We start from the raw sequence: 14682 nt of genomic DNA, 5'->3' as shown, positions 1-14682 counted from the left end.
ATTTACTAGAGTAAACTTCCTTTTTTATGTATTTCAAATGCAAAGTAGGTTGACATAACACCCGGATTGGGAAGTATTCAACTTCATTACTCAATAAGAAAAGCTGCCCTGTAAAGACAGCCGGTTCTTCGACTAAGTACCCGTTAGTTCATTAAAATTATCAGTCGTTATCTTCCGCCCAAAGGATACCTATATTATTTTTATCTATTACTAAGACTCCTGTATCAAATGTGGAATCTGTGATAGATCTCCATGCTCTTAGTTTAAAGAAGCCATCATCCTCATCAAAGTCACCATTAGTATAATACATGGCATTAGATAGAAATTCGTTTAAGAAATAATTGCTTAACATATTTGCTAAAGGCTTAGTTTCTAATTCAATATCATAAGCCATATTCATTGATAAAATATATTCAAGAATTTTTTTAGCCATACTTTGGTCAATCCGCTTCCAATCTCCTTTTATTCTCTTGGGTTTAAGACCAAGTTCTTTCAAGAAACGTTCTATTGCAATTTCATTTGTTGTAGTACTTACGAATTGATTCATGTCTTTGAAACTGCAAGTTACACTACCACCTGAATTTCTTTTGGCTAACAAAAGTTCATAAAGTTCTTCATGATTCTTAATCATAAAATTACCAACCTTCTCCCTAGGTTTCTTGATAACATTTTCGTTCATCACACCTTTAGCTGCTTCAGATAATCTTGTCTTGTTTTGTGTGTAATCTTCAAATTCGTTATGTAAGTCCTCATATTCTTTGCTATCAATCATTGGAGGTTCGGGATCATCCTCCTTTAATTTTCTACTAATAATCCCACTTATCAAAGCAAATAATAATGCACTTTGCCAAGAAATCATGATAGTTTCCATAAAATAATCAATAGTTATAATTAATATATAATCTAATCCTATATCTAATATAAATGACAACCAACCTTTACTCGATTCAATAATTCCAACAGTTTTCAAAGCTTTTGGTATATTATCTGTAATAAGTGAAAGAGGTACTTCTAGGAATAAATAAATTAAAAAGAAAATAACTAAAGCACCAAATGAATCATATTGCAATCCTAATAATTTTAATAATACAAACTCAAACAAGACAATTCCCAATAAAATAACGGCTACTATAAGTCCACAAATTACAATTGTTTTGACCTTATTTGCATATCTCCCCAAAACAAAATACTCCTTTTTCTACAAATCTTTTTTTGTAAGAACATAATCTTTCCACCCGGTGAATGAACACCGGGTGGTTGATATAACAGGGGCTTTAAGTCAATAAAAAAAGCCGCCTTTTAAGGTAGCTGCTTATTCAACTAAAGCACCCTTTAGTTGAAAAATCTCTATCACTTCATATATTTGTAATAAAGATTTACTAAGGAAAAGTAAACTAAAGCAGAACCAAAAATAAAGAATAAGAACTCCTTTATCTTTTTCGCTTCCATCATTAAATCTTCATTGTAAAAAAGTTGCATGTTTTCATTTATAGAAATAGGAGTCGTAAAAATTGATAATATTAATGCAAGAACAGTGAACACCCCATATATATTTAGCACTGTTCTTATAGTAATTTCCTTTTTTGTAACTATTTCAACATTTCGAGACGTTAGTGGATTTATTTCCAAACTCCTAATCCCCCCATTTTTCATAATGCAGAATCTAATGGAATTAACCATTAGGTACATTCAATTATATACCGCCGATGTAATAAAACTTAGGAGTTAATGAACACCCTATGTTTACAATTTTTTGTGAGGGTTAACTCTTTCATTAATGTTCAAGAACTCGTTCAACAATCTAAGTTCAGTAACCTATACGCCATTAAGTATAGGTACACGATTGAAATCTAGGACATAAGAAAAGGCTTTACTCCTTTTTGAAGTAAAGGACTCATTTAAATTGATTGAGACACCACGTAATCATATATTACGAATTCCCGCATTGCCTATAGTATTAAGATGATTGCTCTCGCCCTTTTTTCTGAATAAAATTGATTAAATAAACTGCAAGCAAAACAATCGCAGTAATCGCTAAAGAATAACCAACTGTTTTAAAAAAGTAGTCGAAATTCGTCAATGTTTCTGGTGACGAAAGTCCACTTACATCTGTTGTCATTCTTGTTCGATCTCCTAACCAGAAAGATAGAATAAATGCAATTGAAAATGAAATCACAGTAATTTTCCGTAGCTTTTTTTTCATGTTTACCATCCCTTCAAATCAACTTATTCTACATACCATAACAATAAATCCCTATTTATTCCATATCAAAGACCGTAATAGGTTGACATAACCCTCGGATGAGGAAGTAATGCTTCAGTCACATGGGATTTTATTTGTTATACTTATTTCTAAAAAGGCGAGGAACCCAATGGACAGCAAAATTTACAATATATTTATTATTTCGATACTTTTTTTAGTTATTTTTTTATCATCAACACCTCTACCCATTAAATTTTTTATGGCAGCTATGTCCATTGTTTTCTTTGTCCCTAAAATTAGGTCCATAGTTTTCGGAAAAAAAATGATACAGAGAAAAATCAAGGCGGCTATCTATACTTCCATTATCTTTACATTATTTTGGTTGTGTGGAATCACTATTTTTTATAAAAGTCTTGAATTTGAAAACTTAAGTCTAGTTTTATTTGTATTCTTTTTTAGTTTGGTAGGGAATTTTAGTTATGGCTTATCTGTTTCTATTCTCTCAGAATTTATAATAACAAAACTAACTTCCTACCGAGTCTTAACTTCTTGTTTTGTACATATCGGATTTGGTTTATTGACTTACTTTATTTTTGTATTCGAGTTATTTATTTTTTGCACCAGCTGTTCAATCATATTTTTTGTGATGGATGTATTACTTAGAAGGAAAGAAAATTCTCCAACTATCCTGCAGAAGAAAATGGATGTAGCCACATGAAATTCAAAGGTACATCGATTCGATTGCTCAACTGGATTGTATGCTCCATACACCCCCAGTTGACATAACACCACGACTAGGAAGTTACAAAAGTCAAAAATCCTTTGATTATCAAGGGGTTTTTGATTTTTGCATTTTATCGAGTATGCACTATTTATTACAGCGTTGGTGAATCGAAATTTTCAACCTGTTTAAAACCACATTGATTGCATAAAAAAGGGGATATCTATGTAGTGGGTTTTCTGTAATTTTGTTATCTGGGATGTATAATATTTACAGATATTAAAAAGGGTGGGTGGGTTTTTATGAAAAAGAAACAATACTTAAAATGGGTACTACTTGTTTTAATTTTAGGCATCGGGGGCTATTGGTATTATTCAAATAATGCCATTTGGGGTACATCTGATAATGGTATGTGGAAAGCAAATTATAAAAAAAACTCGGATGAAACAGTTGGTGGATGGATTGGACATATTGAACAAAAATCTGGTGGCAAAGTCCAGATAAAAGAAATTCGTTTTACTGATAATGAAAAAACGTTAATGAAAGACGGGAATTTTCACGAAAAAAGAAGGGAAGATGGAGAAGATAGATCTGTTACCAAACTAGATCCATTTTCAACAGATTTCTATTTGGGTAATCCTCCAAAGAAAAATCATGTATACAAATTACATATTACTTGGGAGAAAAAGGGCCATTTTCAGACAGACACTTTTCGCCTTAAATAGTAAGCAATCCTAATACATGGTTGTGAGTAGTGAACTGCAAATTTTGCAGTTCACTACTCTAGCAAGGGGCAATAATCTAATAGTCCCTCATAATCAAATGAAAAAGGTGTGGCTACTGTAATAAAATTATAAGAGTAGCGAACTTAAAAAAATTAAGTTCGCTACCATTTTCTATATATAAGCGAAAATCATTTATAAAAAAACGAAAGTTGAATTCATTTCAACTTTCGTTTTTTTGTTCATTTAATATAATTATAACTTCAGTAATGTTAACAAAATCTGCTGAGGGTTTTACAGAATAAGTATTTGAAGTTACATTTTGATTATATTTTGTACTAGTTATTTTCCCTACTTCAAGACCAGCTGGATAAACTCCACCAAGACCTGAAGTTATTACAGTACTTCCAATTTCAACTTTTTCGTTAATGTCAGAAAGCAAAAAACCTTTTTCCTCTTGATCATAACCTCTAATTATTCCTAAGACCTTTTTATTTTCTTTAAGAGTAGCAGCAACTGAATTAACTCTAGCATCTTCTCCTGATAACAACTGAACCTCAGAAGAATTAGTATCCACCTCGACTACTCTTCCAATTACTCCATCTGTTGAGAGGACAATCATATTTTTTTTAATACCCTCTTTTTGACCTTTACTTATAGTTAGAAAGTTATCTTTGTTTGTCATATCTCTACTAATTACAGTTCCTTGGATTGGATTATATCCCTGGTTTTTTAAGGTCTCTGTAGCTTTTATAATGTCGTTTAATTTTTTGTTTTCCTGCTCTAATAATTGTTTAGTCGCAACCTGTTGTTCATAGCTTTCAAAACGTGATTTCAATATTTTGTTCTCTTCATTCGTTATCATTATTGTATTAACATTATTGAATATATTTGACACAACCGGTAATCGATTAGTCTTCAATGCTAGAAAAACAGTTAGCCCTATCAAAGTTGAAATACTAATAACTAAAATTAATATTCGTTTATTAATCAACAATTACACTTCCTTTAAACTATCACTTAATAGGCGATTTAATTTTTCCTGATCTGCTTATTATACTCGAAAATGTAATTTTATGGTTAAGTGTGTTTTTATTTCCTTTACATTTGGATTTCCTTAACGTTGTAAATCCGCATTTCGCACGCTACCCCTACAATAAAAAAAGGAATAGCAAAGCAAAGTGCTATTCCTGATCCAATCTTTCTATTCTAATACATTATATTTTTTTTGAATCATCAATATCACTATTAACGATAGAAAAACTATAAGTAAAAGTGAAACTTGTAATGAAATTTGTATGTACTGATTTTCTACGTTGAAATATGAGTATGTACTAACAATAACACCTATGGTAGCACCCAATATCAATAGAACTTTCAACACTTTCATTCTTCATCACTACTCTCGTTATTATTGTGAAGTAATCCAATACGGCTAAATCTTCTTTGTAATAGGATTTCTTAAAACCTTAATCTATGTTTTCGTCGGATCTAGCGATACAAGGCTTGAACTGTTGATTTTCAACAGTTCAAACCTCTGTGAAACAAATTGTGGCTGTGTTTAGTGAACCGCATGTTTTTGCTTTCAAAATGTTAGTTTGAATATCTATTAACTTTAAGTTTTCTCCGTTTAGCAAATATATCAAACAAAACAATTACTAATAAGATCGAAATGATTGGATTACTAAAAGAAATCCCTGTCGAAGAGTTTCCTCCAAAAACAGGTAGAACTAGCATTAGAAGAACAATATAGCCTGTAGAAATGATTAACCAATTTAAAGTATGTCTTTCGTTGTCCTCTTCTTTTACAAAGAAGTTGTTGGTTAAGAATATAATTACCATTAAGCTAATGATTAACCATTTAGGTATATGAAAAGACATTAACGTATTTGGGAAATAATCATTAATCATCAGCAAGGTGAAACCAGCTAAATATGTTGAAGCTATAACTTTGAAAGCATTCATAAATCTCCTCCATTGAATTTTGATATTATCATTGTCCTCTTAGTTGAATAACAAAAGACACTACGCTATTCTTTTTTAGCATTTAAATACCATACATATCCTAAAGAACTCACAAAAGCACTCATAAAAATTATGTATGAAGACATAAGATTTTCATCAAATCTCAAGTGATAAAAAATATTAATTAAGAGCAAAAACATAGCTGTGTTAAATCCTGCTACCATACCTTTGTCTGAGTTCTTCTTTTGTTCTTCTGTCATTTTTCTCAAGAATAGATTCACGCTACATCCCCTTATAAATTTATAATGTTTAAATAATTTTAACATATATTTCCTTACGCATCTTTACGATCCTGAAGTACGAAGAATTTTTGAGACTCCACAATGGCGGTCTATTGTTCAATGGACCTGATGGGGGGATGGGCTTACTCTGTACACTACAGATCAAATATTAGAAAAAGTGACTTATAATGATTATCCCGAAGATTCCCAATTGCCGATGGTTATGATGGTTGTTATCTTGTCATCACGCAGCAAAATGTAGATGGGGGTTATCTAGTTTGGATGGAAGATGGAGTTTCATTTGAAGAGGATATGTTCCTCGGCATGACATTTGAAGAATGGTTTGAGAAATTAATTATTGCCCAAGGTACAAAATTCTGGGAATGGAGAATAAGAAGGATTTTCTCATAATATTATTTAATCTTTAGATTTAAAAAGAACTTTGAAGGAGCCCCTTTGGACCTAAGGCATTTAATATCGAAGTAACTCAAGAGGGATGATTCCTAGCGTAAACGAAATGAAAGTGGGTATGATGACTAATTGTTTCGGTTCGTATATATTAATCAACCTTATTCTAATTCCTAAAGACGATTTAGCCTTAATTAGGCTTGAATCGTCTTTCTCTATGTGTTCTTTAAAATATCTCATTAGTTATGACAATACCGGGTTGTCTTAACTATCCTTACTTAGTCGACTTAGTGTTTCTATAGGTTTAGCAAAAGCTGTGAATTAGGACGGATCTTATTACCCAAAGCATATTTTCTAAATAATGTCTTAACACGTCATTCACATCCTCTTCATATTCATCTACTACACTAAGGGTGCATGCTCAAATCCAAGGAGGTCTTACATGAGTCAAACACGTTTGAAAAAGAAACCCCTACCTATCGCAATCCTTTCGTTTTTAGCCATCAGTGGAGTCGCTGGAACCATTGCCATATTTCCATTACACAAACGACAACGAATAACTCTAAAAGCTAGATAATGAAAAATAAAAAATGCGGTTTAAAGGAGTGTCATTAACGTGGAAATTCAACGAAGACCTTGGAAAAAAATTTCTTTGATCCGATTTATAGACTTCTTAAGTAAGACCACTCAAAGCGCCGAAGCAAAGAGAGTTTCTCAATTAAATTCATCACACACACCTTGGAATTAACTAAACGAAATTTTTGACTTACGGGGTAGGTTAGTTGAGGTGAAAAACTTGGATATTATTCGACTTGTATTTCTTACAAACGCCAAACTGATAAAAAAATTAGGTGTCACCACTTCTCTGATAGCACTCTATTTGTTGGCTAATTAAAAAATAATTCTTGGAAACCCGTTGCTCTTAAAAAAATTATATTGGACCAGTATGAACTGATTTCTTGACAGTTGTTAAACAGGACAGAACAAAGAGAATTTTGGCTGGAATTACCGTTATAGTGTTAAGTCCCTTGATTTTCTTTGCAACCATAATGATTGTACAGTTTGGTTCAACCCTACAATAAATTTGCCATTTCATATCAGAACATTCGGCTGCCGTAATGATGGGAGCTTTTTCTTATTGATTAATGAAGTCGACACTTCCTAATTCAGGGGTTATGTCAACAAATGGTAATGAAGCATACAATCTAGAAGAAAATTTCTAACTTGAAATAGCTTACATTATCGGATTGTCATAACCATTCTTACTGTGTCGATTTGGGGCTTCTATAGGTTTGCAAAAGCTGTGGAGTAGTCAGCGAATTTCTAATGATACACAATAATAATTGAGCCACGTCGTCAAACCAATGTGTGAACGATTACAGAAAAGATTTCAACGGAGGCCGTTAAAATTGGTGAGGCATGGATTAGTAAAGAAGGAATCAAGAAGTTAATTCAATATATGGATCAGTAAAAGCCTGAATCGCTTCAGGCTATTTATTATGTGAATGATTCCATTGTAGTGGTGATTATGCAGTGTCATAAGTGAATGAGGGTTTGAAGGATTTTGAAAGGAAAGTCCGAAGAATGTGTGTCCACCATTCCACTATGAAGGAATCTAAACAATACTCCGATATACGGAAGAAATCTACAATTAGACTCGTGTGGGTTATATTTTTTCCTCAACATTGACTTCATTCAAAAAGCTTATTTTGGATAGCTAATGATAGATTACTTATTTCCTGCTTCAGTTAAATAAAATTATTAAAATTTAGACAAAATTACTAATTTTTATTTTATAAAGCCTCTCTATTATGGAATGCTGTTATGTCCAAACTCACTTATTCCTTTTCCATATACTAATAAAAAAAGGAGGTGAGAAAGTGAGAAAAAATAAGAATAGCTCTTCACGCAAGGATGAAAGATAAAGCAAAAATAGAATCGGCACACCAAGAGTGTATTGACCGTGCTTATCGTATTCCCATATTTTTAAGTACGACAACTCATTTAAATGACAACCAACAAAGGTTTCTAAACCGTCTAATTTTAGAGATTGAGAATGCTTTGCTTTTTCCGCGTACATTACCATTAAGCGAAAGTTATCCCGAATCCATTTTAACTGATATTCGTCGGTTAGTTTCATCAAGCTATGGAATGTTAGCAGTAAACCTTCGTCGTTTTAAAATTCAAACAGTTGATGTCAATGCAGGGCCCCCTCCACCATCCACTCCATTCTGGATAGGATCAGTTTATTCACAAGTAGAACCTTCAATGGCTTTTCAATTTGGTCTACCCTTATTATTAGTAAGGGAAGAAGATACTGACGCAAATAATGGAATTTGGGCAGGAGGAATTGCCCCACTCAACCTATTTATAGTTTGGCATTCTGAAACTCAAACTGTAGATCAATTCTTTAACACTCCTGAATGGAGATCAGCCTTTGCAAATTGGAGTGCACAAGTAAGAAATGCTTTTTATATACAGACAGAGCCTCAGTTCAAGTACAGATGTGAATGATACACTGGTACTTTAGCAACAAGTCGAAAATATACAAGGTTTTGTTCACCTTTATATATTTTCGACTTATTCAAACAAAAACAAATATTTCCATTTTGTTATCAAAAACAAAAAGATTTACTTCATAAAAACAGCCTTTAGAAGAGAGACGGCCGGGGCCGGTCACATCCGAACATGCGCATTTTTAGTGTTACCATAGCAAATTAAAGAGAACACACTTTTATATTATCTCTTGCGCGCTTAGCTTGATGGCGATGGGGTCCCGCCAACATTTCGGGGATTTTGTATGCTGCATGCACCATAGGTTGACATAACACCCGGATGAGGAAGTGTTCACCTTCAGTTAAAAATGTATACTCGGTTATCTAACCTCAATTGGGATGTTATTTAATCCCAAGGTCTTGCTATGAATAGAGATAGTTATGGTCAAGCCCTTAATTTTCGGACAGTGTAAATCGTTCGCTTCTGCGAATCTCAGAGAGAGCGTCCATCACACCTTTTAAAAATATGGTGTCGATGGGATCTCAAAGTGAATAAAAAACGTTTGTAGCGTTGTACCCGCACCTGCATATGTTGGGCGATAGAGAACTTGGAAATTTCAAGTTCACTACTCGCTCTTACTTATTCATTTTCATCGTTCAACAATCTAAGTTCAGTAACCTATACGAAACTAAGTTTAGATGAAAGACTGAATGTCTTTAAAGCCTTTACGTTAAGTGTTTTCAATTCGTGAATTTTTTATAAGATGTTATCATAGTTAATGAACTTTAAGGGAGGTGAAATTATGTCATCATCAATCTTCATGGCACTTTATCGTCCAAAAGCAGGAAAAGAAAACGAGTTAAAAGAAATTCTTAAAGTACATATACCAACCCTCCGAGAAGAAGGATTGATTACAAACCGTGAGTTACTAACACTTCAAGCGGAAGATGGGACAATTATTGAAATAGCTGAGTGGAAGTCCAATGAGGCTATTGAAAAAGCACACCAATCAGCTAATGTAATGTCCGTTTGGAATAAAATCAGTTCTGTTGCTGAGCTGACTAGTCTTTCATCACTTTCTGAGGCTCAAGAACCTTTCCCTAATTTCAAACCTTTATAGAACTTGTCGTTGATAAAATAAAAACTCAAGACCCCATCCTGAAAATTAGGGTGGGGACTTGAGTTTTTATTCTGTCTCAATTTCATCGATCATTTCCTTTTGGAAATAACAGCCGATTCTTCAACTAAGTACCTCAATTTATGAAACTGGATTCATTAATTCGTGGAACTGTCTTGTATGCTCCATACACCCTTTGTAACAAAACTTAGGATAAATAAAAAAACGCCCCACTCGTAAGTGAGGGGGTAAAAATTCAAGAGATGGACATGAATTTTGGGCGAGTTAGTATTAAAATCCTACTGATGAGCAGTATATATAGGTGAAAGGTGTTTACAACCACGCTTTTCGTTTATAATAGGGGTGTAACAAAAAAGCGTAAGGGCTTTTTAAGTAACACGTATCCAATGTGATCCCTTTCTTAGGGAGAAGCAAAAAATAGACTTTCAAGGTCTGCGAAACCTTGGAGGTCTTTTTTTGTTCTTTTTTTGGTTGAAGCGTTTATAATCGGCAATTTCCGGTTTTCACAGGGGGGAACCCCTGGTACTCGATGTGATTGTATAGGCTATTCAAAATAGGTTACATAACAACAGGAACCTCTTCAGACAACGTAAAAACCACCATCAGATTAATGACGGTGGCTTCCCTTTTTGGGTCCATATTAAGCGATCAGTTAAAATCTTTTAGTCGTACTATACCAAAGGATGTTACAAGGGCAATATTAGTCTACGCACTACATTCATTCATTCTACAAGAGGTAGATAGGCGATACCCTTATAAACCGTTTCACTCTAATTCATTTTGGATATACTTTGGATGATGTTCTATTCAAAGTTCGAATTGAAGAGTTATATAACACTGTGAATTCTTCAGTTCGGATTTTTTTGTAAAATATCACACTGGCATAAACCATGCAGAATGAGTTGACATAATCCACGGAAGAAGAAGGAAGTCTGCAAAAGAAGCTCAACTTCTGTTATTGATTTTTGGGAATAGACATATTAGTTGGATATGGATTACAAGTTCGTATCTTTTAAATCAATATAGACAGAACCATTCGATTCAATTTGAGCATAAAAAACTTGATCTACCGAATTCACGCCACTTTTTTTAATTTCTTTTATTAACCATTCTTCGGTTAAGTTTAAGCCCAGTAAATTCTTCTGTATGATTATACCGTCTGCAATAAGGGTACTAGGCATGTACTTAGGTTCTGCAACTGGAGCTTTCACATCTTGTTTCGTCGCGGGTTGTTGGGCTACCTTTTTGAAGATACTGAGTTCTCCGTTTGTCTCTAAAACAGCAAAATGTACATCTTTAACGGAGAAAACCCCCTGCAACCGTAATAACATAGTTAAATCAGTAACAGGAATACGGTTTGACTTAAGTTCTTTTTCTAGGATTTTCCCATCTTTGATAACAATTGAAGGTTTATCATCAAGTAATTCTTTTACCTTACTGGATTTAGTTGTGACATAACTGACGAGTAGCGTAAGTATAGCCCATAGTATTAATGCTGTTGTTGCATTTAAGTAATGTGTATCGTCATGTGCAACCAGCTCGGCAGCAATTGACCCAATCGTTATGCCTGTCACGTAATTAAAAAATGTCAGCTGTCCTATTTGCTTTTTTCCCATAATCCGTGCTAAAAAAAGCAATATCGCAAAAGTAACAATTGTCCTAGTAAAAATTTCCCAAAAACTAAATCCATCTAACATATATATAAAACCCCCTCTTTTGGTTCCTCTGACCTTCATTATTTCCTAATGCGAAATCATTATGTACTTGTATTTTGTTAGAAAATAATCGCTTCCTTTACATGTGAATAATTGACTCAAACTGAAAGGTCGGTTCTAAACCAAAAAGGTATATGCCAACCTGTTTTTTCGCATACTGTTGTGAAGAAAGGGTGACACACGTGGAAGTAAATAATGGTACAAAGGTTAATTTTTCTTTATTTGTTATTGTAATTATTTTTTTTATATGGTCAGTTTATAAGCCAGCAGAATTTTTGACGTGGGTAGCAGAGGTTAGTCCTGCCGTTGTCGTATTGATTATTGTCATAGCTACTTATAAGAGGTTTCGATTCACAACCCTCTCTTATTTCATTATTGCCTTATTATCAATTCTTACGTTTATCGGTGGTCACTACACATATGAGGAGGTTCCCTTATTTAATTGGATTAAAGATGAGTTTCATTTGAATCGCAATGATTATGATCGATTTGGTCATTTCTTGAAAGGTTTAGGTGTGATTGTCGTGAGGGAGATTGTGATAAGAAACACGCCATTAACCAAAGGGACTTGGTTGTTTGGCATCTCAACCAGTATTGTGCTTGCCGTTGCTGCGTTGTACGAAATTATCGAATGGTTGAGTACCAAGTTACCAAATGCAGGACACGCGACTAAAAACTTTTTAGGGATGCAAGGCGATAGGTGGGATGCACAATGGGATATGTCTTTTGCTTTAGTTGGTTCTATTCTGTCGTACCTAGTTTTTTCGAACCTACATAACAAGTTGTTGATAAAACTACAACACCTTAGTGTGGTGCCGAAAAAATCGTGAAGAATAAAACGTATTTGGACTTTTTACATCGAGATGTGGATTCAAGAAACTTCATAACCGATTTCGTTACAATCATACACTCTTCATCTGGGAATTCTGAAAAATCGATTCGATTGTTAGAAAACATTACAAGACGACATCATGCAAGATTAATGTAGTTCGAACATCAGATTCTATATTCTTCTAACTTAATTTCTTGTTAATTTGTGATAGTTGATTTGTTAAACTATCAATTTGTTTTTGCATTTCCATCAATTGTTTTTCTTGATTCTTTTGATTTTTCGCATCTTCTGCATCGCTGTTAACTGTCTCTTCTAATGCTAGTATAGCTGCAACAGTTGCCAAGGCATCACCGAATGTCGTAATCGCTGAAGCGATGATGTCAAGCTTCGCAGGATAATTTTCTGGAAGTCCGGCATTTTGATCACGTTGACCAGGATTCATATTATTTTTATTCAAAGTCTTAACCTCATGTTTATTAATCTATGTTAAAAAAATTTAAAGCAATGTATATTTAGAGCTTCCTTTTTCTTCTCTCCCTGATGAAACATTAAACAGTACCTAAATCATACTTTTTTTCCACAGATCAGTATTTAAATGCCTGACGATAGAAGAATTCAAAATGAGTGAACTAATACATACTTTAACCGTTCGGTGGCTTTTTCCCTAAGGAAACATTCGCTCACGTTAAGGAGTGAAATCAATGAAAATGAAATTAACAAATAATTTCATTGGCAAGTATGCGATTTTTTAAAAAGGACTTGCATAGGGGTTGCACGATATAATCCAAAAGATTGACACAGGTTTAGCGGTTAATTACAGTAAGTCCCAATTGGGACTAGATTCTCCTAAGTACCTCACCTTCATACATTGATAATGGAGGTGAAAACAAATTGAATCAAAACTCTATGCAACCTGTGACAAACATCGAAATCATTAATGATATTTCGAAAGCGATTAATGGTGAATTTCATGCCATTTACTGCTATGAGATATTAGCCAATCAGGCTCCGAATGTTGAGTTAAAAAACAGAATCCTAGAAATTAGAAATGATGAAATTAGGCACTATTCAATGTTTGCTCAGATTTATATTTCATTAACTGGAAATCAACCTACCCCACAAATCACTGAACAATGCCCCAAAGATTATAAAAGTGGGGTACTAGCTGCATTTATAGATGAGCAGGAAACTGTCGATTTTTATCATGAGATAGCAAGGAAATACAATAATGTCGTTATAAGAGATGCATTTACGCAAGCCTCTGCTGATGAGCAGAATCACGCTGTTTGGTATTTATATTTTATGAATCAACATTAATAGAGTGGTAGCCGGCAATATGTCGGCTTTTTTGATGCTCAATTTGGTCGAATTATTCAACTCGATTGTGTCATTTATGCACCCTAGGTTGACATAACACCACGATTAGGAAGTATTCAACTAGGTTCATTAAAAAAGGCTGCCATGTAAAAGGCAGACTTTCTTCAACTAAAGCACCCGTTAGTTGAATAAGAGAAAATCCTTAAACTATTAATTAAGGCGACACATATTAGTTTTACTTTGTCTTTAGTTCTAATTTTATAATTGCTTTAAGAATTAAATCCCGGTTTTTCGCCGACTTCATCCATAATGGTAACCTACTTTCTACGCTGAGGTAATACGGATGATTTTCCCTTAGTTCAGCTTCAATATAACTTTTGAGATATTGAAGATGTTTAAGGTTATATGCCCAAAAAGTATGTTCCCGGAAAGGAATTTGTAAGAGAAGAGGATATCCAAAATACCAATCAAATGCTCCCCCAATGTTAATAAAACCGTCTTTAAAAGTCTTTTCATATGATATTTTGTTTTGGTTGAAGTTATTTTTCTTCGGTACAATATCCTTAGTTAATCCGCATTGTAAACAAGTAAATCTTTTAGTTACGTCTATTTGATAAGGTTGATGTTCTCCAAGTGATAAAACTTTTGCTTGTTTACTGCAATTTGGGCAAATCACAAGAAATTGATCACCAAAACTTTCTAACATACGCTTTTGGTTATTAAATTGTTTTTTCATTGGTACACCCCTCATCTAAATAAATAATAAAAAGTACTTCTTATTGAACTGACCTGCCCCGTTAGTTGAACAAGATATATTCAGATTTTTTTATAAACAGATTCTCGATAACCCATGAATCCTTGTTTTTTGTAAAAGTTTTTTGCTC

At 33.6% G+C, this 14682-nt stretch carries 16 protein-coding genes; 7 read left to right on the top strand and 9 right to left on the bottom strand.

The annotated features are described in order from the left end of the window. Window positions 1-160 precede the first annotated feature (160 nt). The 3 genes from C8K15_RS17805 to C8K15_RS17795 all read right to left on the bottom strand — a co-directional run bounded on the left by C8K15_RS17805 (window position 161) and on the right by C8K15_RS17795 (window position 2203). Complete coding sequence (locus C8K15_RS17805; RefSeq protein WP_108587770.1) at window positions 161-1180, bottom strand: regulatory YrvL family protein; 1020 nt, start codon at window positions 1178-1180, stop codon at window positions 161-163. A 170-nt stretch (window positions 1181-1350) separates the two neighbouring features. Beyond that, window positions 1351-1629: a hypothetical protein gene (locus C8K15_RS17800; protein WP_108587769.1), complete on the bottom strand. Its 279-nt coding sequence runs from the start codon at window positions 1627-1629 to the stop codon at window positions 1351-1353. Between the two features lie 328 nt (window positions 1630-1957). After that, on the bottom strand, window positions 1958-2203 hold the full coding sequence (locus tag C8K15_RS17795; protein ID WP_108587768.1) for a hypothetical protein: 246 nt from the start codon (window positions 2201-2203) through the stop codon (window positions 1958-1960). 1023 nt (window positions 2204-3226) lie between these two features. On the opposite strand from C8K15_RS17795, the gene C8K15_RS17785 reads away from it, so the two are divergent. Next, a complete protein-coding gene (locus C8K15_RS17785) occupies window positions 3227-3649 on the top strand; it encodes a hypothetical protein (RefSeq protein WP_108587766.1) in 423 nt (140 codons plus the stop codon). 220 nt (window positions 3650-3869) lie between these two features. Here C8K15_RS17785 and mreC read toward each other — a convergent pair whose 3' ends face one another. From mreC to C8K15_RS17770, 3 genes are all read right to left on the bottom strand, one after another. Further along, window positions 3870-4640 carry a rod shape-determining protein MreC gene (gene mreC / locus C8K15_RS17780; RefSeq protein WP_158268355.1) on the bottom strand — a complete coding sequence of 257 codons (771 nt, stop codon included), beginning with the start codon at window positions 4638-4640 and terminating at the stop codon, window positions 3870-3872. Between the two features lie 599 nt (window positions 4641-5239). Next, window positions 5240-5611, bottom strand: coding sequence for a hypothetical protein (locus C8K15_RS17775; protein WP_108587764.1), 372 nt, complete (start codon window positions 5609-5611; stop codon window positions 5240-5242). Window positions 5612-5676: 65 nt separating this feature from the next. Further along, window positions 5677-5871: a hypothetical protein gene (locus tag C8K15_RS17770; protein ID WP_158268354.1), complete on the bottom strand. Its 195-nt coding sequence runs from the start codon at window positions 5869-5871 to the stop codon at window positions 5677-5679. A 303-nt stretch (window positions 5872-6174) separates the two neighbouring features. Here C8K15_RS17770 and C8K15_RS21230 point away from each other — a divergent pair, with 303 nt between their 5' ends. The 4 genes from C8K15_RS21230 (at window position 6175) to C8K15_RS17760 (ending at window position 9916) form a co-directional block, all read left to right on the top strand. Next, window positions 6175-6303 carry a hypothetical protein gene (locus C8K15_RS21230; protein WP_255421148.1) on the top strand — a complete coding sequence of 43 codons (129 nt, stop codon included), beginning with the start codon at window positions 6175-6177 and terminating at the stop codon, window positions 6301-6303. Between the two features lie 439 nt (window positions 6304-6742). Then, window positions 6743-6877: a cbb3-type cytochrome c oxidase subunit II gene (locus C8K15_RS21225; RefSeq protein WP_146173675.1), complete on the top strand. Its 135-nt coding sequence runs from the start codon at window positions 6743-6745 to the stop codon at window positions 6875-6877. A 1337-nt stretch (window positions 6878-8214) separates the two neighbouring features. Continuing rightward, complete coding sequence (locus tag C8K15_RS17765) at window positions 8215-8814, top strand: hypothetical protein (RefSeq protein ID WP_108587762.1); 600 nt, start codon at window positions 8215-8217, stop codon at window positions 8812-8814. 784 nt (window positions 8815-9598) lie between these two features. Then, complete coding sequence (locus C8K15_RS17760) at window positions 9599-9916, top strand: antibiotic biosynthesis monooxygenase family protein (protein ID WP_108587761.1); 318 nt, start codon at window positions 9599-9601, stop codon at window positions 9914-9916. Window positions 9917-10929: 1013 nt separating this feature from the next. On the opposite strand, the gene C8K15_RS17755 is transcribed toward C8K15_RS17760, so the two are convergent. Continuing rightward, on the bottom strand, window positions 10930-11631 hold the full coding sequence (locus C8K15_RS17755; RefSeq protein ID WP_108587760.1) for a DUF421 domain-containing protein: 702 nt from the start codon (window positions 11629-11631) through the stop codon (window positions 10930-10932). A gap of 200 nt (window positions 11632-11831) precedes the next feature. On the opposite strand from C8K15_RS17755, the gene C8K15_RS17750 reads away from it, so the two are divergent. Continuing rightward, window positions 11832-12479 (top strand): DUF2238 domain-containing protein, encoded by a 648-nt coding sequence (locus C8K15_RS17750; RefSeq protein ID WP_233260556.1) that lies wholly within the window; start codon window positions 11832-11834, stop codon window positions 12477-12479. Between the two features lie 183 nt (window positions 12480-12662). On the opposite strand, the gene C8K15_RS17745 is transcribed toward C8K15_RS17750, so the two are convergent. Beyond that, a complete protein-coding gene (locus C8K15_RS17745) occupies window positions 12663-12938 on the bottom strand; it encodes a hypothetical protein (RefSeq protein ID WP_108587758.1) in 276 nt (91 codons plus the stop codon). 449 nt (window positions 12939-13387) lie between these two features. On the opposite strand from C8K15_RS17745, the gene C8K15_RS17740 reads away from it, so the two are divergent. Continuing rightward, on the top strand, window positions 13388-13798 hold the full coding sequence (locus tag C8K15_RS17740) for a ferritin-like domain-containing protein (RefSeq protein WP_146173677.1): 411 nt from the start codon (window positions 13388-13390) through the stop codon (window positions 13796-13798). A 235-nt stretch (window positions 13799-14033) separates the two neighbouring features. On the opposite strand, the gene C8K15_RS17735 is transcribed toward C8K15_RS17740, so the two are convergent. Then, window positions 14034-14534, bottom strand: coding sequence for a hypothetical protein (locus C8K15_RS17735; RefSeq protein ID WP_108587756.1), 501 nt, complete (start codon window positions 14532-14534; stop codon window positions 14034-14036). Between the last annotated feature and the right edge of the window lie 148 nt (window positions 14535-14682).

Source organism: Paenisporosarcina sp. OV554 (assembly GCF_003058165.1).
Classification (GTDB): domain Bacteria; phylum Bacillota; class Bacilli; order Bacillales_A; family Planococcaceae; genus Paenisporosarcina.
This window is presented reverse-complemented; position numbering and strand designations above follow the sequence as displayed.